Annotated in this window: 24 protein-coding genes and 2 tRNA genes; 13 read left to right on the forward strand and 13 right to left on the reverse strand. The window is 65.8% G+C overall.

Features of this window, described 5'->3' with window-relative positions; all coding sequences use genetic code 11:
- Positions 1 to 115 precede the first annotated feature (115 nt).
- From AO684_RS14415 to AO684_RS14430, 4 genes are all read left to right on the forward strand, one after another.
- Positions 116 to 1,054 carry a pirin family protein gene (locus AO684_RS14415; RefSeq protein ID WP_054303701.1) on the forward strand — a complete coding sequence of 313 codons (939 nt, stop codon included), beginning with the start codon at positions 116 to 118 and terminating at the stop codon, positions 1,052 to 1,054.
- 112 nt (positions 1,055 to 1,166) lie between these two features.
- A tRNA-Asp gene (locus AO684_RS14420) sits at positions 1,167 to 1,243 on the forward strand.
- Between the two features lie 31 nt (positions 1,244 to 1,274).
- Positions 1,275 to 1,351, forward strand: a tRNA-Asp gene (locus tag AO684_RS14425).
- 111 nt (positions 1,352 to 1,462) lie between these two features.
- The gene (locus AO684_RS14430) at positions 1,463 to 1,681 is read left to right on the forward strand and encodes a hypothetical protein (protein WP_054303436.1); all 219 of its coding nucleotides are present in this window, start codon (positions 1,463 to 1,465) and stop codon (positions 1,679 to 1,681) included.
- Between the two features lie 3 nt (positions 1,682 to 1,684).
- Here AO684_RS14430 and eda read toward each other — a convergent pair whose 3' ends face one another.
- Positions 1,685 to 2,326 (reverse strand): bifunctional 4-hydroxy-2-oxoglutarate aldolase/2-dehydro-3-deoxy-phosphogluconate aldolase, encoded by a 642-nt coding sequence (gene eda, locus AO684_RS14435; protein WP_054303437.1) that lies wholly within the window; start codon positions 2,324 to 2,326, stop codon positions 1,685 to 1,687.
- 40 nt (positions 2,327 to 2,366) lie between these two features.
- Positions 2,367 to 4,172 (reverse strand): phosphogluconate dehydratase, encoded by a 1,806-nt coding sequence (gene edd / locus AO684_RS14440; RefSeq protein WP_054303438.1) that lies wholly within the window; start codon positions 4,170 to 4,172, stop codon positions 2,367 to 2,369.
- Positions 4,173 to 4,437: 265 nt separating this feature from the next.
- On the opposite strand from edd, the gene AO684_RS14445 reads away from it, so the two are divergent.
- From AO684_RS14445 to AO684_RS14455, 3 genes are all read left to right on the forward strand, one after another.
- On the forward strand, positions 4,438 to 5,106 hold the full coding sequence (locus AO684_RS14445) for a DUF6778 family protein (RefSeq protein ID WP_054303439.1): 669 nt from the start codon (positions 4,438 to 4,440) through the stop codon (positions 5,104 to 5,106).
- 70 nt (positions 5,107 to 5,176) lie between these two features.
- The gene (locus tag AO684_RS14450; RefSeq protein WP_054303440.1) at positions 5,177 to 6,370 is read left to right on the forward strand and encodes an RSP_2647 family RNA methyltransferase; all 1,194 of its coding nucleotides are present in this window, start codon (positions 5,177 to 5,179) and stop codon (positions 6,368 to 6,370) included.
- Complete coding sequence (locus AO684_RS14455) at positions 6,370 to 6,921, forward strand: RSP_2648 family PIN domain-containing protein (protein ID WP_054303441.1); 552 nt, start codon at positions 6,370 to 6,372, stop codon at positions 6,919 to 6,921. Before AO684_RS14450 ends, AO684_RS14455 begins: the two co-directional genes overlap by 1 nt.
- Here AO684_RS14455 and AO684_RS14460 read toward each other — a convergent pair.
- The 8 genes from AO684_RS14460 to AO684_RS14495 all read right to left on the reverse strand — a co-directional run bounded on the left by AO684_RS14460 (position 6,918) and on the right by AO684_RS14495 (position 13,643).
- On the reverse strand, positions 6,918 to 7,607 hold the full coding sequence (locus tag AO684_RS14460; protein WP_054303442.1) for a M48 family metallopeptidase: 690 nt from the start codon (positions 7,605 to 7,607) through the stop codon (positions 6,918 to 6,920). The two genes, AO684_RS14455 and AO684_RS14460, sit on opposite strands and share 4 nt — an antisense overlap.
- Before the next feature lie 14 nt (positions 7,608 to 7,621).
- On the reverse strand, positions 7,622 to 8,236 hold the full coding sequence (locus tag AO684_RS14465) for a DedA family protein (protein WP_054303443.1): 615 nt from the start codon (positions 8,234 to 8,236) through the stop codon (positions 7,622 to 7,624).
- Complete coding sequence (locus AO684_RS14470) at positions 8,233 to 8,571, reverse strand: hypothetical protein (RefSeq protein WP_054303444.1); 339 nt, start codon at positions 8,569 to 8,571, stop codon at positions 8,233 to 8,235. Before AO684_RS14470 ends, AO684_RS14465 begins: the two co-directional genes overlap by 4 nt.
- Positions 8,568 to 9,749 carry a VWA domain-containing protein gene (locus AO684_RS14475; RefSeq protein WP_054303445.1) on the reverse strand — a complete coding sequence of 394 codons (1,182 nt, stop codon included), beginning with the start codon at positions 9,747 to 9,749 and terminating at the stop codon, positions 8,568 to 8,570. Before AO684_RS14475 ends, AO684_RS14470 begins: the two co-directional genes overlap by 4 nt.
- Positions 9,750 to 9,753: 4 nt before the next feature.
- Complete coding sequence (locus AO684_RS22050; RefSeq protein ID WP_054303446.1) at positions 9,754 to 9,918, reverse strand: hypothetical protein; 165 nt, start codon at positions 9,916 to 9,918, stop codon at positions 9,754 to 9,756.
- 72 nt (positions 9,919 to 9,990) lie between these two features.
- The gene (locus AO684_RS14485; protein WP_054303447.1) at positions 9,991 to 11,385 is read right to left on the reverse strand and encodes a DUF2927 domain-containing protein; all 1,395 of its coding nucleotides are present in this window, start codon (positions 11,383 to 11,385) and stop codon (positions 9,991 to 9,993) included.
- 817 nt (positions 11,386 to 12,202) lie between these two features.
- The gene (locus AO684_RS14490) at positions 12,203 to 13,042 is read right to left on the reverse strand and encodes a MoxR family ATPase (RefSeq protein WP_054303448.1); all 840 of its coding nucleotides are present in this window, start codon (positions 13,040 to 13,042) and stop codon (positions 12,203 to 12,205) included.
- A 79-nt stretch (positions 13,043 to 13,121) separates the two neighbouring features.
- The gene (locus AO684_RS14495; protein ID WP_054303449.1) at positions 13,122 to 13,643 is read right to left on the reverse strand and encodes a hypothetical protein; all 522 of its coding nucleotides are present in this window, start codon (positions 13,641 to 13,643) and stop codon (positions 13,122 to 13,124) included.
- A 331-nt stretch (positions 13,644 to 13,974) separates the two neighbouring features.
- Between AO684_RS14495 and dksA the strand changes: the two genes are divergently transcribed.
- Together dksA and AO684_RS14505 are read left to right on the forward strand one after the other, a co-directional pair.
- Positions 13,975 to 14,397: an RNA polymerase-binding protein DksA gene (dksA, locus tag AO684_RS14500; protein WP_054303450.1), complete on the forward strand. Its 423-nt coding sequence runs from the start codon at positions 13,975 to 13,977 to the stop codon at positions 14,395 to 14,397.
- A gap of 89 nt (positions 14,398 to 14,486) precedes the next feature.
- Positions 14,487 to 15,671, forward strand: coding sequence for an FAD-dependent monooxygenase (locus AO684_RS14505; RefSeq protein ID WP_054303702.1), 1,185 nt, complete (start codon positions 14,487 to 14,489; stop codon positions 15,669 to 15,671).
- Here the strand turns inward: AO684_RS14505 and AO684_RS14510 are convergent.
- Positions 15,647 to 17,437, reverse strand: a complete 1,791-nt coding sequence (locus AO684_RS14510; protein ID WP_054303451.1) for an SLC13 family permease — start codon at positions 17,435 to 17,437, stop codon at positions 15,647 to 15,649. The genes AO684_RS14505 and AO684_RS14510 overlap by 25 nt on opposite strands.
- Positions 17,438 to 17,458: 21 nt before the next feature.
- Positions 17,459 to 18,268: an exodeoxyribonuclease III gene (gene xth / locus AO684_RS14515; RefSeq protein ID WP_054303452.1), complete on the reverse strand. Its 810-nt coding sequence runs from the start codon at positions 18,266 to 18,268 to the stop codon at positions 17,459 to 17,461.
- Between the two features lie 350 nt (positions 18,269 to 18,618).
- On the opposite strand from xth, the gene AO684_RS14520 reads away from it, so the two are divergent.
- From AO684_RS14520 to AO684_RS14530, 3 genes are all read left to right on the forward strand, one after another.
- Complete coding sequence (locus AO684_RS14520) at positions 18,619 to 18,873, forward strand: hypothetical protein (protein WP_054303453.1); 255 nt, start codon at positions 18,619 to 18,621, stop codon at positions 18,871 to 18,873.
- A 77-nt stretch (positions 18,874 to 18,950) separates the two neighbouring features.
- Positions 18,951 to 20,042: a hypothetical protein gene (locus AO684_RS21845; RefSeq protein ID WP_054303454.1), complete on the forward strand. Its 1,092-nt coding sequence runs from the start codon at positions 18,951 to 18,953 to the stop codon at positions 20,040 to 20,042.
- On the forward strand, positions 20,042 to 20,938 hold the full coding sequence (locus AO684_RS14530; RefSeq protein ID WP_054303455.1) for a DMT family transporter: 897 nt from the start codon (positions 20,042 to 20,044) through the stop codon (positions 20,936 to 20,938). The genes AO684_RS21845 and AO684_RS14530 overlap by 1 nt, the downstream gene beginning before the upstream one ends.
- A 20-nt stretch (positions 20,939 to 20,958) precedes the next feature.
- On the opposite strand, the gene AO684_RS14535 is transcribed toward AO684_RS14530, so the two are convergent.
- Entirely contained in the window at positions 20,959 to 21,306 is a 348-nt protein-coding gene (locus AO684_RS14535; protein ID WP_054303703.1) for an iron-sulfur cluster assembly accessory protein, read from the reverse strand.
- 109 nt (positions 21,307 to 21,415) lie between these two features.
- Between AO684_RS14535 and AO684_RS14540 the strand changes: the two genes are divergently transcribed.
- A complete protein-coding gene (locus AO684_RS14540; RefSeq protein ID WP_054303704.1) occupies positions 21,416 to 22,579 on the forward strand; it encodes a deoxyguanosinetriphosphate triphosphohydrolase in 1,164 nt (387 codons plus the stop codon).
- Positions 22,580 to 22,630 lie beyond the last annotated feature (51 nt).

A 22,630-nucleotide genomic window follows, 5' to 3' on the forward strand; every position in this document is an offset into this window, starting at 1 on the left:
AATCCTGTGGCGGGGTCAAGACTGCGGCGCAGCCATGCACAGGACTTCGGCGATCGCGGCAGATGCGCGGCGTCGCAATCCGGCCTATCTTTCCTGCAACACACAGGAGGACGAGATGAGCTGGAACCCCGCACTGGACCCCGATATCCCCGTTGGCGATGCCGTGGACGCCATTGAAACCGTTGTCGTTGCCCGCGCCCGTGACCTTGGCGGTTTCGAGGTGCGCCGCGCCCTTCCGGCCGTGCAGCGCCAGATGGTCGGCCCCTTCATCTTCTTCGACCAGATGGGTCCGGCTGAGTTTCTGACCGGGCAGGGCATCGACGTCCGCCCGCATCCGCATATCGGGCTGGCGACCGTGACCTATCTGCTGAAGGGCAAGCTGCATCACCGTGACAGCCTTGGCACCGACCGCTGGATCGAGCCGGGCGCGGTGAACCTGATGACCGCCGGTATCGGGATCACCCATTCCGAACGCACTGATGGCGAACTGCGCGAGAAGCCGCATGCCATGCTGGGGCTGCAAAGCTGGATGGCGTTGCCGGTGGAGCGTGAGGACGACCCCGCCGCCTTCCATCACACGCCCAGGGGCGATCTGCCGGAGCTGGAGGGCGAGGGCAAGCATCTGCGGCTGATCCTCGGCCATGGCTGGGGTGAACGGGCGCCGGTGCCGCTGGCATCCGAGACGCTTTATGCCGATGCGACGCTGGCGCCGGGTGCGATATTGCCGCTGCCGGACGATCACGAGGATCGTGGCGTCTATGTGCTGACGGGCGAGGTGACAGTGGCCGGGCAAAGCTTCGAGGCCGGGCGCATGCTGGTCTTCCGTCCCGGTGACCGGATCGCCGTGAAGGCAGGGGATTCCGGTGCGCGGCTGATCGTTCTGGGAGGCGCCACCATGGAAGGATCACGCCATATCTGGTGGAATTTCGTGGCCTCCAGCAAGGAACGGATCGAGGCTGCGAAAGAGGCATGGCGCGCCGGGGACTGGGCGCATGGCCGCTTCCGCCTGCCGCCGGGCGACGATGCCGAGTTCATCCCGGCACCGGAAAAGTGACCGGATTTCAGGAAGATGCGAGAATGTGAAAAAATCGCATCGGGGGCGCTTGACGGCGGCGGCGTGGCCCCGTAATACACCCCCACATCCGGGCGCTGGCCCGGGCGGCAATGCGGTTGTAGCTCAGTCGGTTAGAGTACCGGCCTGTCACGCCGGGGGTCGCGGGTTCGAGCCCCGTCAACCGCGCCACCGCCCGCCAGCGCCCCGGATGTGTGATCGCGCGGTTGTAGCTCAGTCGGTTAGAGTACCGGCCTGTCACGCCGGGGGTCGCGGGTTCGAGCCCCGTCAACCGCGCCACTTCACACGAAAATAACCCGCCTGAGGCATCTGCCCGGCGGGTTTTTCGTTGTGGCTTGCATCGCTGCCGGTTTTCGTATTCATGGGTGTGAATATGAATTGGGGCCGAAGATGCTGAACCTTCTCGACCAGATGCCGTTGAACCTGCTGATCCTCGCCGCGCTGACGCTGGGGCTCGCGCCTTTCGTGCCCGAGCCACATATCTGGGAAAAGCTGAAGATGCTGGCCTCGGGCACACTGGCGAAGCCGATCGACATCTTCGACCTGCTGCTGCATGCCGCGCCCTTCATCCTGATGGGCGCGAAGCTGGTGCGGATGGCGCTGAAGTAAGGCTCAGCGCGGCAGGGCGGCGGCTTCGGCGGCCAGCGCCTCGATCCCGGCCCAGTCGCCCGCCTGCATCATTGCCTTGGGCGCAACCCAACTGCCGCCGACGCAAAGCACGGTCTTCAGCTTCAAGTAATCGGCGGCCTTGGCCAGTGTGATGCCGCCGGTCGGGCAGAAGCTTACCTGCGGCAGCGGGGCACCGATGGCGGCAAGCGCGGCAGCGCCGCCATTCGCCTCTGCCGGGAAGAATTTCTGCACCGTATAGCCACGCTCCATCAGCATCATGACCTCGGAACAGGTGGCGGCCCCGGCCAGCAACGGCAGGTCGTGCTCTTCGCAGGCGTCGAGCAGCCGTTCCGTCGCACCGGGCGAGACGCCGAAAGTGGCACCAGCCGCCTTGGCCGCTTTCACATCGGCGGGGGTGAGCAGGGTGCCCGCCCCCACGACGCCGCCCTCGACATCGGCCATGGCGCGAATGACTTCCAGCGCCGCCGGGGTGCGCAGCGTGACTTCCAGCACCGGCAGGCCGCCCTTGACCAGCGCGCGCGCCAGCGGGGCGGCGTGGCCGACCTCCTCGATCACCAGAACCGGGATCACGGGGGCAAGGCGGCAGATTTCGGCGGCGCGGGCAGAGGCTTCGGCGGGGGTCATGGCGATGTTCCGGGCGTTGGGGCAGGTGGATGGGGCGGAATCAGACGACGACGGCGGCGCCTTCGGTGGCATTGCCGACATTGCGGCGGAAGGCCTCGAACAGGTCGCGGCCGATGCCGTGGCTGTTGGCGGAAAGGTCGGCGGTGACCGGCGTGCGGCTGTCGAAATCCTCGGCCAGAACGGTCAGCGTGCCGGCGATGGCGTCGAGCCGCACGATGTCGCCGTCACGCAGCTTTGCCAGCGGGCCGCCGGTGGCGGCTTCGGGGCTGACATGGATGGCGGCGGGCACCTTGCCCGAGGCGCCCGACATGCGGCCATCGGTGACCAGCGCCACCTTCAGCCCGCGTTCCTGCAAGACTGAAAGCGTGGGGGTCAGCGAATGCAGTTCCGGCATCCCGTTGGCACGCGGGCCCTGGAAGCGGACGACGACAACGGTATCCGCAGTGAACTCGCCCGCCTTGAAGGCGGTTTTCACAGCCTCCTGATCGTGGAAGATGCGGGCCGGGGCCTCGATCACATGGCGTTCGGGTGCGACGGCTGAGACCTTGATGACCCCGCGACCGAGATTGCCGCTGAGTTGCTTCAGCCCGCCGGTGGCGGCGAAGGGCGCACTGGCCGGACGCAGGATGCGGTCGTTCAGCGTCTCAGAGGCGGCTGGCACCCATTCAAGGGTTTCGCCCGCAAGGCGCGGCTCCATCCGATAGGGCTGCATCCCGTCGCCCATGATGGTGCGGGCATCCGGGTGCAGCAGCCCCGCGTCGAGCAATTGCCCGATCATGTAGCCAAGTCCGCCAGCGGCGTGGAAATGGTTCACGTCGGCAAGTCCGTTGGGATAGACCTTGGCCATCAGCGGCACCACGTTCGAGATGTCGTCGAAATCCTCCAGATCAAGGTGGATACCGGCGGCGCGGGCCATAGCGGGCAGGTGCAGCACAAGGTTGGTAGAGCCGCCGGTCGCCATCAGGCCCACCAGCCCGTTGACAAAGGCGCGCTCGTCCAGGATCTCGCCGACCGGGCGGTAATCGTTGCCCTGCGCGGTGATCTGCGCCGCACGCGCCACAGCGGCGCGGGTGAGGGCCGCGCGCAGGGGCGTGCCGGGGTTGACAAAGGAACTGCCCGGCAGGTGCAGGCCCATGAACTCCATCAGCATCTGGTTGGTATTGGCGGTGCCGTAGAAGGTGCAGGTGCCGGGACCGTGATAGGAGGCCATCTCTGCCTCCATCAGCTTGTCGCGCCCCACTTCGCCGGTGGCGAATTGCTGGCGCACCCTGGCCTTTTCGTCATTCGGCAGGCCGCTGGTCATCGGGCCTGCGGGCACAAAGACGGCGGGGATATGCGAGAAGGTGGCGGCGCCGATGATGAGGCCGGGCACGATCTTGTCGCAGACCCCCAGAAACAACGCCGCGTCAAAGGTGTTGTGGCTGAGCGCCACACCCGAGGCCAGCGCGATCACGTCGCGCGAGAACAGCGACAGCTCCATCCCCGGCTGGCCCTGGGTCACGCCGTCGCACATGGCCGGCACGCCGCCTGCGACCTGCGCGGTGGCGCCGTTCCGGCGGGCTTCCTCGCGGATCAGCTTCGGGAAATCCTCGTAGGGCTGATGGGCCGACAGCATGTCATTATAGGCGGTGACGATGCCCAGATTGGGCTGGCGACCGGCGGCCAGTGTGGCCTTGTCGGTTTCCATCGCCGCATAGGCATGGGCCTGATTGCCGCAGGTCAGATGGGCGCGGGCCGGGCCTGCGCTGGCGGCGGCGCGCATCCGGTCAAGGTAGTCGCCGCGCGGCCCCTCGGACCTTGCGCGGATCCGGTCGGTCACGCGGGCGATGGTGGCGTTCAGCGTCATGGCGGGCTCCGTTCTTGCGGTGCCGGTGATGTAGCAGATTTTGTTAGCGCTAACAACCCATGTTCCCCGCCGGACCCGCAATCGGCAGGATCCGGCGAGAAGGCGAGTCTGGACTGTCCACGCCCCCGCGTCAATCGTCCGACGCTTTCAAAGGGCACAGTAATTCCCCGGGCTTTCCGCAACAATGCGCCGAGTCCAACGCAATTCCGCCCCGATCCAGCAGGAAAACAGATGAAAGCGCAACCGGAGAAGCCGGAGGTTGGAAATGAAATCTGCGATTCGGATTATGATTGCCCTGGGGCTTGCTTTCGGTCTGTCGGCCTGCGGCGGCGGTGTGGCGTCGCGCAGTGGCACCACGCCGGGCGGCATCACCGTGGCGACGAAGAACCCCGTGGTGATGGCATCTAAATATGACGTGCAGGGCATCCGGGTGTCGGTGCCGCGCGACCTGCGGGTCTCGGAAGCCAACATGTTCTACCCGATTGCCGACATCGTCTGGCGGGGGGATGTGCTGGGGGATCGTTACACCCAGGTGCAGGCCATTCTGGAAGAGGGCTTTGCCAAGGGCACGGCCGCGATGCATCAGGGGCCGAAGGTCATGCTGGATGTGGAGCTCACGCGCTTCCATTCGCTGACGGAAAAGACACGCTATACGGTTGGCGGTGTGCATTCGGTGCATTTCATCCTGACGGTGCGCGATGCGGCGACCGGCGCGGTGATCGAGAAGCCGCGCAAGGTCTGGGCCGATGCCAAGGGCGCGGGTGGCACGCGCGCCATTGCGGAAGAGGCGGCGGGGCGCACCATGCGGGTGGTCATCGAGGAACGTCTGGCCGAGGTGATCCGCCAGGAACTGTCGATCCCGATGCCGGAAAGCACCGCGCCGATGTCGCGCAACAGCACGCTCGCGACCGGGACTGTCGCCGCACTTTACTGACGCCGGGCTTTCGTTACCGGCCGTGACAGGCTAGAGGGGGGCATTGCCCCCCTTTTTCGCATGTGAGCCGATGACCGAGACCCGCCGCACCGTAAGACTGAAACCCAAGGCCGAGGCGCGGGCGATCCGCCATGGCTTTCCCTGGGTCTATGCCGACGAGCTGGTGACCGACCGGCGCACCCAGGCGTTGGAGCCCGGTTCGCTGGCCGTGCTGGAAGATGGCGAACGGCGGCCGCTGGGCCTTGTCACCGTCAATGTGAAATCGAAGATCATCGCCCGTATGCTGGATTGCGACCCCGAGGCGGTCATCGACGAGGCCTGGTTCGCCGCCCGTCTGCACAGGGCGCTGGACATGCGCGCGCGGCTGTTCGACGCGCCGTTTTACCGGCTGGTCCATGCCGAGGCCGATGGCCTGCCCGGCGTGGTGATTGACCGTTTCGGCGATGTGGCGGTGATCCAGCCCAATGCCGCCTGGGCGGAGGCGCATCTGGAGGCGCTTGCCGCCGCGCTGCGCGCCGTGACCGGGGTCGGCACGATCATCAAGAACGGCACGGGCCGCGCCCGCGGGCTGGAGGGGCTGACCGAGGAGACGGCTGTGCTGTCGGGCGGGATCGACGCGCCGGTGCCGGTCCAGATGAATGGCGCGACCTATATGGCCGATGTGCTGGGCGGGCAGAAAACCGGCCTGTTCTTCGACCAGCGGCCGAACCACGCCTTTGCCGCACGTCTGGCGAAAGGCGCGCGGGTGCTCGATATGTTCACCCATGTCGGGGGGTTTGCGCTGGCGGCGCTGGCGGGTGGTGCGGAAAGCGCGCTGGCGGTGGATGCCAGTGCGCCCGCGCTGGCGCTGGCCGCAGAGGGTGCAAAGGCGACGGGCGTCGCGGACCGCTTCAGCACCCGGCAGGGCGATGCCTTTGACGTTCTGGAAACGCTTGGCAGGGAGCGCGCGCAATTCGATCTGGTGATCTGCGACCCGCCCGCCTTTGCACCCGCCAAGCCCGCGCTGGAGGCGGGCCTGCGCGCCTATGAACGCATCGCCCGCCTTGCCGCGCCTCTGGTGGCGCCGGGCGGCTATCTGGTGCTGTGTTCCTGTTCCCATGCCGCCGATCTGACCGCTTTCCGCAACGCCAGCGCACGCGGCATCGGGCGCGGCGGGCGGCGGGCGCAGGTGATCCATACGGGCTTTGCCGGGCCGGATCATCCGCTGCTGCCGCAGCTTGCCGAAAGCGGCTATCTGAAGGCCGTGTTCTTCCGGCTGGATTGATGCGCGTCGTTCTGGACGCCTGCGTGCTGTTCCCCAGCGTGTTGCGCGACATCCTGCTGGGGATGGCAGCCCGCGGGCTTTACGAACCCGTCTGGTCGGAACGCATTCTGGAGGAATGGGCGCGGGCGGTGATCCGTCTTGGCGCTGATGCGCAGGCCGAGGCGCGGGCCGAGGGGCTGCTGATGCGGACGGCTTTCCCCCGCGCCATGCAGCGTGCCCAGCCGAATATCGAGGCGCGGCTGGTGCTGCCGGATGAAAACGACCTGCATGTTCTGGCGGTGGCGATTTCGTCGGGCGCCGATGCCATCCTCACCTTCAACGCCAGCGATTTCCCCCGGCATGTTCTGGCGGCCGAGGGGATCGAGCGTCGTGACCCCGACGGGTTCGTCTGGGAACTCTGGTCGCGTAACCCTGCCGAGGTTGCCGCGGTCATCGCCAGGGTTCATGCCGAGGCGGAACGCCGCGCGGGGCAGCCCGTGTCGCTGAAAGCCCTGCTGAAACGGGTGAAGCTGAACCGCTTCGCCAAGGCATTTGGCGCCGGGGGCGTCTAGCCGTTCACTTTCCAGCGCGCCTCGTTGGTTTCGATGGCGCGAATGCGCTCCTCGGCGGCAGGGTGGCTCAGAAGCCAGGCGGGCAGGGCGGTACCACGGCTCCCGGTCAGCCCGGCCAGTTTGCGAAACAGCGATTTCTGCGGCGCGGTGCCGATCCCGGCCTTCACCAGCAGGGCCGAGGCATAGGCATCGGCCTCGAACTCATCGCGCCGCGACAGCCGGGCCATCAGGGCGGTGGAAATCAGGTTGGCGATCCAGATGCCCAGAACCGGGACGAACCGCGCGAGCAGCGCGGTCAGCATCACGAAAACCGCATTGGCCCCGGTGAAGTCGATCATCCGGCGGCGGGTATGGCCCAGGGCGACATGGCCAAGTTCATGCGCGATGACGCTGGCAAGCTCATCCGCCGACACTTCGCCCGCGCGGTATTTCTGCATGAACCCCGAGGTCAGGAAGATGCGCCCGTCCGGAGCCGCGAGGCCATTGACCGGCGCCACGTCATAGACATGTACGGCGATGCGCGGAATCTCCAGCGCCCTTGCCATGCGGTGCATCACCGGCTCCAGCCCCGCATCGCGGAGCGGATGCGAGCGCGCATCAAGCTCTTTCGCGCTGCGCCAGACCGAGAAGCGATACATCAGCAGGGCATAGGCGATGGCCAGAAGGATGGGGGCGAATTTCAGCATGGAGGGAATATGGGTCAGTCCGGCCTGTGGGGCAAATCCCGCTCGCGCCGGGCCAGCGTCAGCAGCCACCAGCCCAGACCCAGCACCGCCGCACCGCTGGCGACAAGGCCCAGCACGGACCCAAGCAGATCGGAAGCGACCGCAAGATTGCCCGCGAAGGCGCGGCCCATGAGGATATAAAGCCCGCACCAGACCGCTTCACCCGCCACGCCCCAAAGGGTGAAGGCGGCCCAGCCCTGTCGCATGGCGCCTGCGATCAGGTTGACATAAGGCCCCAGCGGCGAAAACAGCCAGCGCGACAGAAAGACCGCGATACCGCCACGCCGCTGCATCAGGTCGCGGGCGCGGGTCAGGATCGCGGCGCGGCTGCCCTCGTGGCCCAGCCTTTCCACCAGCGCAACCCCGCCGGTGCGGCCCGCCAGATAGCCGGTCTGGTCGCCCAGTGTCGCCCCCAGCAGTGCCGCGCCGATCACCTGCCACAGCACCAGATCGCCCGAGGCGACAAAGCCGCCCGCCGCCAGCATGACCACCGAGGCCGGGATGGGCAGGGCAAGGCAGGAGGCATAGGTGCAAAGCCCGATCAGCCACAGCCCCCAGGTGGGCACAAGCGCCAGCAGCCAGTCGGTCATGGCTTTGGCGATGCGGCGCGCAGGGTGGCGATGGCGGCCTCGACCTCGACAATCACCTGCGCCACCGGCACACCACGACCGGCGGCAATCTGTTCCAGCGTCAGCGGCCGCCCTTCCGGCGGCGGCAGGCCCGCCTCTGCATCTATGGCGCGCGGGTCGAGCCGCCAGCTGCGCCCGACATAGCCCACGGTCATCCAGGGAGCCACGGCTTCTTCCCGGTGCTGTGACCAGTAGACCGCCCGCACCACGATCCGCCCGGCAAAGAACAGCGCCAGCACCAGCGCCAGCACGAAGGCCGCGAACAGCTTCGGATGGCGACGGGCAAGCGGGATCATCGCAGTTCCTTGATCCCGCGCGAGATGCCTTCCAGCGTCATCGGCACCATGCGATTGGCGAAGATGCCCTGGATGAGCCGGATGGATTGGGTGTAGCCCCAGTGTTCCTCGCGGACCGGGTTGATCCACAGATGGTTCGGCCATTGTGCGCAGGCGCGTTCCAGCCAGACCTGACCCGCCTCGGGGTTCCAGTGTTCATTGGCGCCGCCGGGATGCAGGATCTCGTAAGGCGACATCGAGGCATCGCCCACGAAGATCGCCTTGTAATCTGCGCCATAGGTGCGCAGCACCTCCCATGTCGGGGTTTGCTGATCCCAGCGGCGGATGTTGTCGGTCCACACCCCTTCGTAAAGGCAGTTGTGAAAGTAGAAATGCCGCAGATGCTTGAACTCCGCCTTCGCGGCGCTGAACAATTCGTCCAGCACGCGGATGTATGGGTCCATGCTGCCGCCGACATCCAGAAACAGCAGCACCTTCACCGCATTGCGCCGTTCGGGCCGGGTCTGGACGTCCAGATAGCCGTGATCGGCAGTGGCGCGGATGGTGCCGTCCAGATCCAGTTCATCCGCCGCACCGTCGCGCGCCCAGCGGCGCAGACGGCGCAGCGCGACCTTGATGTTGCGGGTGCCCAGTTCCACCTTGTCGTCCAGATTGCGGAACTCGCGCTTGTCCCAGACTTTCACGGCGCGCTGGTGGCGGCTTTGATCCTGCCCGATGCGCACGCCTTCCGGGTTGTAGCCATAGGCACCGAAGGGCGAGGTGCCGGCGGTGCCGACCCATTTGTTGCCGCCCTGATGGCGGCCCTTCTGTTCCTCCAGCCGCTTCTTCAGCGTTTCCATCAGCTTGTCGAAGCCACCCAGGGCTTCGATCTGGGCTTTTTCCTCGGGCGTCAGGTGCTTTTCGGCCAGCTTCGCCAGCCAGTCGCCCGGCAGGTCGATCGCCTCCAGCACCTGATCGGCGGTGATGGCATCCAGACCCCTGAAGCTTTCGGCGAAGGCGCGGTCGAAACGGTCCAGATGGCGCTCGTCCTTCACCATGGCGGTGCGGGCGAGGTAGTAGAACGCCTCCGCATCATAGGTAGCGAGCCCTGCGGCCATGCCTTCCAGAAACCCAAGATACTCGCGCAGCGAGACCGGAACGCCGGTGCGGCGGAGGGTTTCAAAGAACGGCAGGAACATCGGCTCAGATCGACCTTTCGATGATGATGGTAACGATCATGCCGACAACTGCGAACAGGATGGCGAAGCTGCCGCCCCATTGCAGCATGTCAGCCAGCCGCCCGCCATGGGCGCGGGCGCGTCCGGCACCCAGAAGCGCCCCGAATATCGCGGCGGTAATGACGATCATGCCTCAGCCTCTCCTGCTGCTGCCGCGCGGCGCCGGGGCGCCATCGCGGACGGGCAGGGGGCGCGCGGCCCCTCAGCCCCTGAACAACTGCCGCAGTTTCGAGGGCACCAGCGATGCGATGTCACGCATCCGGGCCCGCGTCGCCGCATCCGAGCCGAAGCCATACCGTGCCCAGCCCTGACTGTCGAGCCGCAGCGCCCGCGCCGCCGCCACGTTGCCCTGCGCCTCCAGCGCCTGCGCTTTGACCAGCATCACGGTCGCCAGAAGCGAGGCGTTCTGCGCCTGACGCGCCACCGGGATCGCGCGGTCGGCAAAGGCGATGGCCTGAGCCGGGTTGGCCTGGCTCAGCGCCAGGGCGGCAAGCTGCATGTCGACATGCGCGGCCTGGATCTGCGCGCCCGGCAGGCGGCGGTAGATACGTTCTGCATTGGCGAATGCATTGGCCGCAGCCACCGGATCGTTGCTGACATTGAGACGCCCGACAGCGAACCAGGAGAAAGCCAGACGGCTCGCCTGCCAGCCCTGCGCATGGGCAATGGCCAGCGCCTCATGTGCGGCGGCATTGCGGGCAGAGACGCTGCCACGCGGTCCAAGCGCGGTTTCCATGGCGCGGATCCAGGCCCGTGGCGTCTGGCCCCCCTGATGGGTGCGGCCGGTGGCGCCGGTGGGGTTCAGCCGCGCCAGCAGGCCGGGCAGCACTGCCGCCACCTGCTCGCGTGTCATGCCGCTGCGCAGTTCCGGCGCATAGTGGACGCGCAGCATCAGCATGTCGAAGCTGGTCAGGACGGTGTGGAAATTGTCGTCGTTGAACACGCTGTCCGGCAGTTGGTACAGGTCGTTCAGCGGCCCCATGGCCTGTGCGATTTCCTCGTGCAGGCAATCCCGCACCTCTTGCGGGGTGGAATCCGCCGGGGCGAAGATCGCCAGCCGCTCGCGTTGACGCAGCGTTGTCCAGTCCAGCGTGCCAGTGCCGCGCGCAGCCTTGTATTCTTCCCAAGATGCAACGCGGGGTGCCACGAAACAGGCAACATTGCTGAAGGTCGCGCGGATGGTCTTGCGCGGCACGAAGACCACGTTGATATTCGCCGGTCCGCTGGCGCGGCGCACATCCAGCCCGGCCTCGTTGCGGAAGCGCGAGATCAGCCGCGCCAGATCTGCCTCGGCTGTGGGCGGCACCTGTCCGGTGAGGGCGACGGTGATCGGGCCGCCCTCGAACCGGGTCAGAACCGGCAGTGCGCGCCCGCTTTCCATGCGGAATTCGAGATCAAGGAAATCCTGTGCGATTTCCGCGTTCGAGCGGCTGACACGCTGCGGGGTCTGGCCCGAAAACAGGTTGACCGCGCTGGTGACGGATGAACCCGGCTGTTCGACCAGCCGGTTCATCGAGACCTCGGCACGATAGCCGGAATCGGGTGTCTGGGCGCAGGCGGTCAGTGCGGCGAGCGCGAGTACGGCGGTGATACGCATGGGTTGGCAGCCCCGTGAGTGCGGTGGTCGTATGAGACCGCGATCCGGCGGAGCAGACAGATGCGCCGGATCATGGCCCCGGTTGTGCGGGGCCGTGCCTGACCCTGTGACGATGCCCCCGCATCGCCAGCCCGGCCGGTCCCCCGGAAACCGGAGCCTGCGTCCTGTCTCCCCCGAGACAGGATGAACCGCAGATCCCCGGCACCCTTCGCCGTCCTGCCGGTCAGATGGGCGGCCCCCGCCGCCTTTCTGCCCGACTGTCCGGCATCGCCCCGGTCCCCCGACCGGCGCGAAACCCGCATCCCGGCCGGCAGGGCCGGGGGCGGGGTGTCACAGGACGTTTGCAGAACCGGAACCCGTGTCACGGCACAGCCCACCGGCGCCGCCGCAGCAGCGGGGCCGGAATTTTGCGCATACGCCAGCGACTGGCGCAGCGGGCTGCACGTTACAGGGGTCATGTCTCCGCTCGACCTGTGCTTGTTGTTGTCACGTTCTTCATTGCAGTCAGAGAACGTGAGCAGAGTGTCTGCACCGGGGCCGATTTATGTCAATCTCGGGAAATCCTGCGGCGTGACGGCATTAGGGCGCGCCACAATCCATCGCGGTCGCGTGAGGACCGCGCGCCAGATTTGCGATGCGGTTATCACGGAATATTTCAGAATGTTTCTTTGATTGTGGCGTTAGTGAGGTGAAATTGGCCTAATTGTGGCATGATTGTGGCGGAAACGGCGAATCTATGGCGCTGATTCTTGCGGTTGGGCAAGGGTTTGCGGGGCGTTGTTGAAACTATCCACAGGCCCCGCATTTTTGTCGCGGGTCAGCCTCGCCCCCTCGCCATAAAGGCGAGTCTTTCGAAAAGGTGAACGTCCTGTTCGTTTTTCAGCAGTGCCCCATGCAGGCGCGGCAGCAGGTTGCGCCCGTCGCGCTTCAGATCCTCGGGGCCCAGATCCTCGGCCAGCAGGAGCTCCAGCCAGTCCAGCACTTCCGAGGTGGAAGGTTTTTTCTTCAGTCCCGGCGTTTCGCGGATTTCGTAGAACTGCGTCAGCGCGGTGGTCAGCAGTGCCTCCTTGATGCCGGGGAAATGCACGTTGACGATGGCGCGCAAGGTGTCGATTTCGGGGAAGCGGATGTAGTGGAAGAAACAGCGGCGCAGAAACGCGTCGGGGAGTTCCTTTTCATTGTTCGAGGTGATGATGACCACGGGGCGATGCTGCGCGCGGATCGTCTCGCCCGTCTCGTAGACGTGGAACTCCATCCGGTCGAGCTCTTGCAGCAGATCATTCGGAAATTCGATGTCGGCCTTGTCGATCTCGTCGATCAGCAGAACCACGCGCCCTCCGGCCTCGAACGCCTGCCAGAGCTTGCCCTTGCGGATATAGTTCTTCACGTCATGGACGCGCTCGTCCCCAAGCTGGCTGTCGCGCAGGCGCGAGACGGCATCGTATTCGTAAAGCCCCTGCTGCGCCTTGGTGGTGGACTTGATGTTCCATTCCATGAAGGGCAGACCCAGCGCAGTGGCCACCTGCCGCGCCAGTTCGGTCTTGCCGGTTCCGGGCTCGCCCTTCACCAGCAGCGGGCGTTGCAGCGCCACCGCCGCATTGACCGCGACGACCAGATCGGGGGGCGCGACATAATCGGCGGTGCCATCGAAACGCATGGGACTGTCCTTCGTGAAGCGGATACCGGACCGAGGGGTAAGCCCTCGGGCCGACGAGGGCAAGGGCAGGGACGGCCGATCAGTCGCCCGACAGGGCGAAGGTTCCGGCGCGGCTTGATGTGGCGGCGCTCCACCCCGTCAGGTTCTGCCAGCATTCCTCGACCTTCAGCATGGCAGCGGTGGCGCCGTCCAGACCGACATCCGCGACCGCCGGGCCGATATTGGCATAGATACGGCTTCCGGCGGCTGCCGCCTTGCGCATGTTCAGTGGGAAGGATGAATACATCCACTCGCCATCGCCGTAATACTCTTCCGTGAAGCTGGACTTGTCGACGTCGATGGAACCCGCGAATGTGCCTTCTCCGCCCGAAGTGCTGTAGGGGAAGATCAGTTGCCAGCCGCCTGCGGGCGGGGTGTTGAAGACGATGGGCATGGCCTCGGGATAGGCTGAACATCCGTAGCGGTCGCTTTGCACGACCGTCCAGCCCCGGACCGAGGCGTAGACCTTGCCGCCGCCTGCGGAATAATCGGGGGTTTCGGCGAGGGCGGGTGCTGCCGTCAGGGCAAGCACGGCGCACAGGAAATGGATCTTGGGCATCATGTCCGGGTCCGCTGGAGGAAAGAGATTTGGTGTATCCCGCATGAAGAAATTCAGGGCCCGCGGGAAAAGCCTTGGCCGATGTCTAGCACAGGGCGGCACAATAGACAGAAGAGCTTGGGGTCGCGCGCCATATTTCTTGTAGTCCGGGACGGAAATCAGGTGGTCCCGCTGTCCGCCGCCTGCAAATCGTTAACAAGCGTGCCGTGCCGCCGCCAAATCGGCGCAACGGCTAGTGACAATGCCTGACGCTTCCGTTACGAGGGCGCACACGACGCGCCTTCCGGCCTTGGTCGGCCGAATCCGGCGCAGATCGCCTATGTGGAGTGCTGCGATGAAGGCAGAGATGTTTCTCCCCGACGATTACCGCCCCGCGGAGGACGAGCCGTTCATGAATGAACGGCAACTGGAATATTTCCGCCGCAAGCTTCTGGTCTGGAAGCAGGAGCTTCTGGATCAGAGTGCCGAGACGCTGGACAACCTGACCGAAAGCGCGCGCAACGTTCCCGATCTGGCGGATCGCGCCAGCGAGGAAACCGACCGGGCGCTGGAACTGCGGACCCGCGACCGGCAGCGCAAGCTGATCTCCAAGATCGACGCGGCGCTGCGCCGGATCGAAAATGGCGAATACGGATATTGCGAGATGACGGGCGAGCCGATCAGCCTCAAGCGGCTGGACGCCCGCCCCATCGCGACCATGACGCTGGAAGCGCAGGAAAAGCACGAGCGTCGCGAAAAGGTTCACCGCGACGACTGAACGCAGCCGCTGCCGCTTGCGGTGGCGCGGGCGGAACGGCAGTGTGAGGCCGGACCCTCAGGTCCGGCTTTTGCATGTTCGGGGGATGGATGGGACGGCTGAACGGCACCGAGATCACGGTTCTGGGGGCGGGTGTCGCGGGGCTTGCGCTGGCCGTTGCGCTGGCCCGGCGCGGGGCCAGCGTCACCGTGCTGGAACAGGCCGAAGCGATCCGCGAGGTCGGTGCCGGATTGCAGATCACCCCCAACGGCGTGGCCGTGCTGCGCGCGCTGGGTCTGGGCGAGGCGCTGGCTGCGGTGGCGCCACAGGCGCAGGCGGTGGAACTGCGTGACGGCTATGGTGGTGGCACCGTCCTGCGGATGGATCTGGCGCGGCTGCGGCCCGGCCTGTCCTGGCATCTGACGCACCGGGCCGACCTGATCGAGCTGCTGGCGGCTGCCGCACGGGCGGCCGGGGTGCAGATCCGCCTGCTTCAGAAGATCGAGAAGGTGGATCTGTCCGGCGATCAGCCCAGCCTGATGACGGCGCAGGGCGTCGAACTGCGGCCTGCCCTGTTGATCGGGGCGGACGGGCTGCATTCCCGCCTGCGCGCGGCGCTGACCGGCGTGGTGGCGCCGTTCTTTACCCGGCAGGTGGCCTGGCGGGCGGTGATCCCCGAAACCACCGACACCGCGCCGGTGGCCGAGGTGCATATGGGCGCGGGGCGGCATCTGGTCAGCTATCCGCTGCGCGGCGGGCGGCTGCGTAATATCGTGGCGGTGGAAGAACGGAACCGCTGGGTCGACGAGGGCTGGAACCTGCGTGACGACCCGCTGGCGCTGCGTCTGGCGTTCGAGGAATTCGGCCCGCGCGTGCGCGGCTGGCTGGACAGGGTGGAGGATCTGTGGCTCTGGGGGCTGTTCCGTCATCCGGTGGCAGAAAGCTGGGGCAGGGTGCTGCCTGCCGGGTTTGCCGCCATTCTGGGGGATGCGGCGCATCCGACGCTGCCGTTTCTGGCGCAGGGCGCCAATATGGCGCTGGAGGATGCCTGGGTGCTGGCCGATCTGCTGGACCGGCACGGGCCGGGTGAAACTGCGCTGGCGGCCTATACTGCCGCCCGCGCCCCGCGCTGTGCGAAGATCGTTGCGGCAGCGAACAGCAATGCCCGCGCCTATCACCTGCGGGGCGTGGTGCGCGAGGTGGCGCATCTTGGCCTCAGGATCGGCGGCAGGGTGGCACCGGGTGCGGGGCTGGCCCGCTATGACTGGGTTCACGGGTTCGACGCGACCGCCTGAAGCGGAAAGACCCAGAGGATGACCGGAATCGCCACGGCGGCCACCACCGCCTCCAGCGGCAGGCCCAGCCGCCAGTAGTCGCCAAAGCGGAATCCGCCGGGGCCAAGGATCAGGGTGTTGTTCTGATGGCCGATGGGCGTGAGGAAGGAACAGGACGCGCCGATGGCCACCGCCATTAGAAAGGCATCGGGATTCACCGACAGCGCGCTGGCCGCTCCGAGGGCGATAGGGCACATGACGGCTGCGGTGGCCGCGTTGTTCATCACATCCGACAGCGTCATGGTCACGACAAGGATCAGGCCAAGCGCCACGACCGCATTGCCCTGCGCCACATGGGTCATCAGGGTTTCCGCAACCAGCTTTGCCGCGCCCGAGCTTTCCATCGCATCGGCGACCGGCATCATCGCCGCCAGCAGCACGATGACTGACCAGTCGATGCTGTCATAGACATCGGACAGCGGCACGAGGCGGGTGATCATCACCGCCAGCATGCCGCAGGTAAAGGCGATGGCGGGCGGGGCAAAACCCAGTGCCGCTGCCGCAACCGCCGCCGCCATGATGCCCGAGGCAAGCAGCGCCTGACGCGGGCGCGGCAGATGCAGATCACGCTCGGCCAGCGGAATGAAGCCCGCATGGGCGCTGAAGCCTGAAAGTGCCTCGGCCTGTCCCTGCAGCAGCAGCACATCCCCCGCCCGGATGCGCCATTCCCGCAGCCGGGTCGCGGCACGCTGGCCACTGCGCGCGACGGCAAGCAGGTTGATGCCATAGCGCGAGCGCAGGCCAAGGTCGGCGGGGGTCGATCCTGCCAGGGCACTGTCAGGCCGCACCACATATTCGCGCAGCAGAACCTCATCGTTGCGGCGGCTTTCCTGGTCGGGATCGCGTTCCGCCAGCTTCAGACCCAGCGGCTGTGCCGCCTCGATCAGCGTGGCAAGATCGGCCTCCATCACCAGCAGGTCGCCCTCTATCACCTTGCGACTGGCGCGCGGTGCGGTCAGCCAGGTGCCGCGCCGCTCCATCGCGACGATCTGGCCTCCGGCCTCTGCCAGCTTCGCCTCGATCTCTGCCAGCGTCATGCCGATGGCCGCGGCCTCGGGCGGGACGGTCAGCTCTGCCATATAGGCGCCGGTATCGAAATCCTCGCCGGTGCTGCCCTGCCGTTTCGGCACCAGCCGCCAGCCGACCAGCGTGATGAAGGCAAGTCCGGCCAGCGTGACCGCCAGACCGACGGGGGTGAAATCGAACATGGCAAAAGGTGCCTCGCCCGAGCGTGCGCGAAAACCCGCGACGATCAGGTTGGGCGGCGTGCCAATCAGCGTGACGGTCCCGCCCAGAACCGTGCCGAAAGCCAGCGGCATGAGCGCCTGACCCGCGGTCAGCCCCGCACGCGGTGCGATCTGAAGCGCGACAGGCATCAGCAGCGCCAATGCGCCGACGTTGTTCATGAAGGCCGAGAGAAACGCGCCCAGCCCGCAGAGTGTCAGGAGCGTGCGCACCGGCCCGCCCGAAGATGGCAGCGCGTTCCGCGCGAGCCAGTCGACAGCCCCCGAAACCTGCAAGGCCCGGCTCAGCACCAGAACGCAGGCCACGGTGATCACGGCAGGCTGCGCGAAGCCGTCGAAGGCCCTGTCTGCCGGAACCAGACCAACCGCCACGGCAGCAATCAGGGCGGACAGCGCCACGATGTCATGCCGCAGGCGCCCGCTGAGGAACAACAGAACGGTGGCGCAGATCAGAAGCAGGCTGAGCCCTTGGTCCGTGGTCATCGCAGCTCCTGTTCCGGGGGATCAGGCGTCGAGGTCGATCCAGACCGGGACGTGATCGGAGGGTTTTTCGCCGCCCCGCACCGCCCGGTCGATCTGCACGTCACGCAACAGATCTGCCGCCTGCGGAGAGAGGAGCAAGTGGTCAATGCGGATGCCGTTGTTCCGTTCCCATGCGCCCGCCTGATAATCCCAGAAACTGTAATGGCCCGGGCCTGTTACCCGCGCCCGGAACGCATCGGTGAAACCGAGATTCACGATCCGGCGGAAGGCCGCGCGGCTTTCGGGCAGGAACAGCGCATCCTTGGTCCAGGTCTCGGGACGCGCCGCATCCTCGGGCTGCGGGATGATGTTGTAGTCACCGGCCATCACCACCGGCTCTTCCGTCGCCAGAAGTTCGGTCGCGCGCTGGCGCATGCGCGCCATCCACGAGAGCTTGTAGCCGTATTTCCCCTCGGCCTCAGGGGCGCCATCGGGGCCGAAGCTGACGGGGTTGCCGTTCGGCAGATACAGCCCGCAGAACCGGACGGCGCGTTTCTCGCCGATCACGCTCGCCTCGATCCAGCGGGCCTGTTCGTCTTCGGGCGCGCCGGGCAGACCGCGTGTCACATCTTCCAGCGGCAGGCGCGACAGCAGGGCGACACCGTTGAAGCTTTTCTGCCCGTGGGTTTCGACGCGGTATCCCATGTCCTCGAACAGGGCGCGCGGAAAGCCTTCGTCGACCGACTTGATTTCCTGCAAGGCCACGACATCGGGGCGGGCGCTGTCCAGCCAGCGGGGCAAGGCCTCGATCCGGGCCTTGATCCCGTTGATGTTGAAAGTTGCGAGTTTCATCGGCTCTCCGCTTCTGTCGGACATCTGGCCAGACCTCTATCGCCCGCGAGGGGACAGACCGCAACCCCGATGCGTTGCGCCGGGAGTGCCGCTCGGAAATCCTGTGGAATTAAGGCTTTGTTAATATTCGCGAATCATGCTTTCCGGCCGGGGCTGTGGATTGTTCGCATGAGACTGACGCGTGGATAAGTCATAATTTCGCCCAATTGGTTAACTCTATCCGATAGTTGTTGCCAGCCCGGCATGTGGATAAGGCTGGATACAACCTGTGAATGCAATTTTCTTTGAAAAATCAATTACTAGGTGCAAGGCTCAGGGGGCAAACACTGCTCGAACCACGGGGGTTTATCATGAGCGCACTGCGTAAATTCGTCGAAGTCACCGAAGCGTCCGATGTGGCGGACATGACCATGGGTCTTGGCGCCGATCTGATGCCCTGCTCGAACATCGAGGGCACCGAGATGATCCTGGGCGGCGGCGTGGCGCTGATGCCGGCGTCGAACATCGAAACCGGCGTGGCCGCCGATCTGATGCCCTGCTCGAACATCGAAGGCGAGACCATGGTTGCAGGCGCCGGCGTTGCGCTGATGCCCTGCTCCAACTGATCTGACAGCCCCCCTTTTCGCCCGGGCCCGGCGCCAAAGGGGGGCTTTCCTGCCGGGCAATCTGCCGGAGAGGGCCAATGACCAACATCGTGAGTTTCGCCGCGCGTCGCGCGGCCCGTCCTGCCATGGGCGCAACCGGCGGGCTTGTTTCGCTGCTGTCGGGCTTTGCCACCGGGCGCAGGCGCCAGGGCGATGCCTGGTGGCTGAAGGAAAACGCCGAACTTCTGATGATCCTTTCGGCGCTGAACCACGATGTGCCCGAGGCAGCGCTTGCGGCCTACCAGCCTTTCCACGACGGGCTGGAGGATCAGCTTGCCTTTCACCCGCAATATTACCGCATGATGCTGGGTGTCGCGGTCTGGCTGGAGGATCTGGGCCAGCCGGGCGATACAGCGGCGCGGATGGGCGCGCGCATCGCCTCCGAAGGCTGGATCGGAATGGAGGTGAACGATCTCCAGCGCGCCGAAAGCCGTTTTCTGATGGCGCGCGCGGGACAGGCCGTCGATCTGCCGGGGCTTGACGCGCGGCTCACCGGCTTCATGTCCCGGCCCGAAACTTTTGCCCTGCCAAATCCGCGCGCCGCCTATGACCTGCTGCATGCGGTGTTTTACCTGTCCGAATATGGCCGCCGTCCGCTGCACCTGCCAAAGGCCGCGCAACAATCGCTTCATGTTCTGGGAAATCTGGCCTGGCTGGAACAGAACGGAGACCTTCTGGGCGAGGTCTGCATTGCCCTGCGCTATGCCGGACTGCCGGTCCCGCCGCTGTGGCTGGGCCATTTGCGCCGGGAATCTGCGGCCTTCCGCATCGAAGCGGGCGTCTGTGAAGATTCTTCCGACGCCTACCATAATTTTCTTGTCAATCGCTGGTTGATGGGGACTATGGGAGAAACCGCCTTTGGCGAAGATTACCCGGTTGGTCCTATGCGATTTTCTTTGGTGCGTCCCCTGATCTCTCCGCTGCGCGAATGGTCGCAGGCCCTTATGGCCCTTGGAGGACGGCGCGAGGCGGATTACCCTGCCATGCGGCGGGCCTGCGCGGGGCGGCTGTCGCCCGAAGCACTGGAAATCGCGGACAGGGCCATGGCGGAGGGACCGGAGTTCGAGGCGTTTTTCGCAACCTTTGCCCGGCCAGTTCTGGCGCACGGCGCCGTGCGGAAGGGGGCCTGATGACCGCAGAGGTTGGACTGCGCCCGGTCTTGCAGAAAACCGCCCTGATCGGGGCGGGGCTTGTTGTGCTGAACACGCTCATTTCGGTCAGCGCCGATGCGATAGCCAAGGATCTGATCGCAACCTATGCCGCGCCGCAGCTGATGCTGCTGTCCGGTCTGATTGCGGTGCTGGTCGGTCTGGGTACGGCGGCGGCGGGGCAGGGCAGCCGCGTGTTCCACACCGGCAGCCCCTGGCTGGTTGCGCTGCGCTCGACCCTGGGGGCCATCAGCACGACCGGCTTTTTCTATGCCCTGCGTTTTCTGCCCTTCGCAGAAATCTTCGTTTTCATCGCCATCATGCCGATCTTTGGCGCGGTCCTGTCGGGCCTGATCCTGCGCGAGCGGCTGGCGCCCGCAGTCTGGTGCGCGCTGGGGCTGGGGCTGGCCGGGATGCTGTTCCTGTTTCCCGAAGGTCTGGGCGGTATCACCCCCGGTCACTGGATCGGGCTTGCCGCCAGCCTGTCGGGCTCGGCTTCCATCGTCCTGTCGCGGCGGATCTGCAAGAGCCACACCCATTCCATGGCGCAGGTCTTCTATGCTCAACTCGCCTGCATGGTTCTCGGCGCGGTCGTGGCACCCTTCGTCTGGCAGCCGATGGGCTGGGCGGATCTGGCGTTGCTGGTCGCATATACGCTGTTCATCGTCGGCACGCGCTGGCTGATGGTCATCATTTTGCGGATGCTGCCCGCCTATGTCGTCATGCAGATCGCCAATGTCCAGTTCCTGTGGATGGTACTGCTCGGCGAACATCTGTTCGGCGAACTCACTGGCGCGCATCTCTGGGTGGGCTCTGCGCTGGTCGTTGCCTCGGGGCTGTGGCTGATCCACAGCCAGCGCGCCGCGCCGGCGCGCTGAGCCGCCGGAATCGGGAAAGATCAGATCGAGAAGGACGTGCCGCAGCCGCAGCTGGACGAGGCATTCGGATTTTCAATCACGAAGCGCGCGCCGATCAGCTCTTCGGTGAAATCCACCACGGCATTTTGCAGGAAGGGCAGCGACACCGGATCGACCAGCACCTGCTGGCCATCCTTTTCAAGCACCAGATCGTCGCCCGCCGCATCGTCCAGCCGGATGTCATACTGGAAGCCCGAACAACCGCCGCCCTCGACCGCGACGCGCAATGCCTTGCGCTCGCCCGTCATCTCGGCGATCTCGGCCAGACGGGCAAAGGCCCGGTCGGTGACACGCGGCAGGGCCGCATCTGCGGGAAGCTGAAGGTCCATCGTCGGAATTTCCATATCCTTCATGGGGTTTTCATCATATAGGGGCAGCAGGTTTGCCAAACAAGCCTCTGCCAACCGACCGGAAGAACGACCTGCGACCATGACCCAGATCCTCGCCCCCTTCGCCTGCCTGCCCGAAGCCTCGCGCGGGCGGCGCCATGACGAGGGCATGTCCACCTTCCGTTCGCCGTTCCAGCGTGACCGTGACCGCATCATCCATTCCTCCGCCTTCCGCCGGCTGAAACACAAGACGCAGGTGTTCATCGAACACGAGGGGGATTACTACCGCACCCGCCTGACGCATTCTATCGAGGTGGCGCAGGTCGCGCGTACGATTTCCGGCGTGCTGGGCCTGAACACCGATCTGGCGGAATGCGTGGCGCTGGCGCATGACCTAGGCCATACACCCTTCGGCCATACCGGCGAAGATGCGCTGGCCCGGCTGATGCAGCCCTATGGCGGCTTTGACCACAATGCCCAGGCCTTGCGCATCGTGACGAAGCTGGAACGGCACTACGCCGGTTTCGACGGGCTGAACCTGACCTGGGAAAGCCTTGAGGGCATTGCCAAGCACAACGGTCCGGTGATCGGCCCCTTCGCCGACAAGAAGCATGAAGGCCCGCTGCCCTATGCGCTGGCCGAGGTGAATGCCGACTGGGATCTGGGTCTCGACACCCATGCCAGTGCCGAGGCGCAGGTGGCGGCCATCGCCGATGATGTGGCCTACAGCCACCACGATCTGCATGACGGGCTGCGCTCGGGCCTGTTCACCGAGGAAGACCTGATGGAGCTTCCGGTGACCGCCCCCGCCTTCGAGGAGGTGGACCGGCTTTACCCCGGCCTCGAAAAGATGCGCCGACGGCACGAGGCGCTGCGCCGCGTCTTCGGCCGCATGGTCGAGGATGTGATCCATGTTGCGCAGAACCGGCTGGAAGCCGCGCAGCCGAAATCGGTCGATGACATCCGGCACATGGGCACCACCATCATCCGCTTCTCGAAACCGCTGTATCAGGAATTGAAGGCGGTGCGCAGCTTCCTGTTCCACCGCATGTATCGCGCGCCTTCAGTGGTGAAGATGCGGACCGAGGTAACGGCGATGCTGGACGATCTGTTCCCGCTGTTCCTGCGCCGCCCCGATCTGCTGCCCGAGGAATGGCGCGCCGATATCGAAGCCGCGACAGATGACACGCAACTGGCCCGCATCGTCGCTGATTACGTCGCCGGCATGACCGACCGCTTTGCCATTCAGGAACACGGCCGCCTGTTCGGCTGACCTGCTTTTACCTTGATTGAAATATCCTCGGGGGTGAGCCCCGCAGGGGCG

The organism is Gemmobacter sp. LW-1 (assembly GCF_001303875.1).
GTDB lineage: Bacteria > Pseudomonadota > Alphaproteobacteria > Rhodobacterales > Rhodobacteraceae > Gemmobacter > Gemmobacter caeni.

Bases quoted from the DNA above. Each gene is read 5' to 3' on its own strand.
- AO684_RS14415 (WP_054303701.1), top strand. From the start codon at position 116: ATGAGCTGGAACCCCGCACTGGACCCCGATATCCCCGTTGGCGATGCC.
- AO684_RS14430 (WP_054303436.1), top strand. From the start codon at position 1,463: ATGCTGAACCTTCTCGACCAGATGCCGTTGAACCTGCTGATCCTCGCC.
- eda (WP_054303437.1), bottom strand. From the start codon at position 2,326: ATGACCCCCGCCGAAGCCTCTGCCCGCGCCGCCGAAATCTGCCGCCTT.
- edd (WP_054303438.1), bottom strand. From the start codon at position 4,172: ATGACGCTGAACGCCACCATCGCCCGCGTGACCGACCGGATCCGCGCA.
- AO684_RS14445 (WP_054303439.1), top strand. From the start codon at position 4,438: ATGAAATCTGCGATTCGGATTATGATTGCCCTGGGGCTTGCTTTCGGT.
- AO684_RS14450 (WP_054303440.1), top strand. From the start codon at position 5,177: ATGACCGAGACCCGCCGCACCGTAAGACTGAAACCCAAGGCCGAGGCG.
- AO684_RS14455 (WP_054303441.1), top strand. From the start codon at position 6,370: ATGCGCGTCGTTCTGGACGCCTGCGTGCTGTTCCCCAGCGTGTTGCGC.
- AO684_RS14460 (WP_054303442.1), bottom strand. From the start codon at position 7,607: ATGCTGAAATTCGCCCCCATCCTTCTGGCCATCGCCTATGCCCTGCTG.
- AO684_RS14465 (WP_054303443.1), bottom strand. From the start codon at position 8,236: ATGACCGACTGGCTGCTGGCGCTTGTGCCCACCTGGGGGCTGTGGCTG.
- AO684_RS14470 (WP_054303444.1), bottom strand. From the start codon at position 8,571: ATGATCCCGCTTGCCCGTCGCCATCCGAAGCTGTTCGCGGCCTTCGTG.
- AO684_RS14475 (WP_054303445.1), bottom strand. From the start codon at position 9,749: ATGTTCCTGCCGTTCTTTGAAACCCTCCGCCGCACCGGCGTTCCGGTC.
- AO684_RS22050 (WP_054303446.1), bottom strand. From the start codon at position 9,918: ATGATCGTCATTACCGCCGCGATATTCGGGGCGCTTCTGGGTGCCGGA.
- AO684_RS14485 (WP_054303447.1), bottom strand. From the start codon at position 11,385: ATGCGTATCACCGCCGTACTCGCGCTCGCCGCACTGACCGCCTGCGCC.
- AO684_RS14490 (WP_054303448.1), bottom strand. From the start codon at position 13,042: ATGCGTTTCGATGGCACCGCCGATTATGTCGCGCCCCCCGATCTGGTC.
- AO684_RS14495 (WP_054303449.1), bottom strand. From the start codon at position 13,643: ATGATGCCCAAGATCCATTTCCTGTGCGCCGTGCTTGCCCTGACGGCA.
- dksA (WP_054303450.1), top strand. From the start codon at position 13,975: ATGAAGGCAGAGATGTTTCTCCCCGACGATTACCGCCCCGCGGAGGAC.
- AO684_RS14505 (WP_054303702.1), top strand. From the start codon at position 14,487: ATGGGACGGCTGAACGGCACCGAGATCACGGTTCTGGGGGCGGGTGTC.
- AO684_RS14510 (WP_054303451.1), bottom strand. From the start codon at position 17,437: ATGACCACGGACCAAGGGCTCAGCCTGCTTCTGATCTGCGCCACCGTT.
- xth (WP_054303452.1), bottom strand. From the start codon at position 18,268: ATGAAACTCGCAACTTTCAACATCAACGGGATCAAGGCCCGGATCGAG.
- AO684_RS14520 (WP_054303453.1), top strand. From the start codon at position 18,619: ATGAGCGCACTGCGTAAATTCGTCGAAGTCACCGAAGCGTCCGATGTG.
- AO684_RS21845 (WP_054303454.1), top strand. From the start codon at position 18,951: ATGACCAACATCGTGAGTTTCGCCGCGCGTCGCGCGGCCCGTCCTGCC.
- AO684_RS14530 (WP_054303455.1), top strand. From the start codon at position 20,042: ATGACCGCAGAGGTTGGACTGCGCCCGGTCTTGCAGAAAACCGCCCTG.
- AO684_RS14535 (WP_054303703.1), bottom strand. From the start codon at position 21,306: ATGGACCTTCAGCTTCCCGCAGATGCGGCCCTGCCGCGTGTCACCGAC.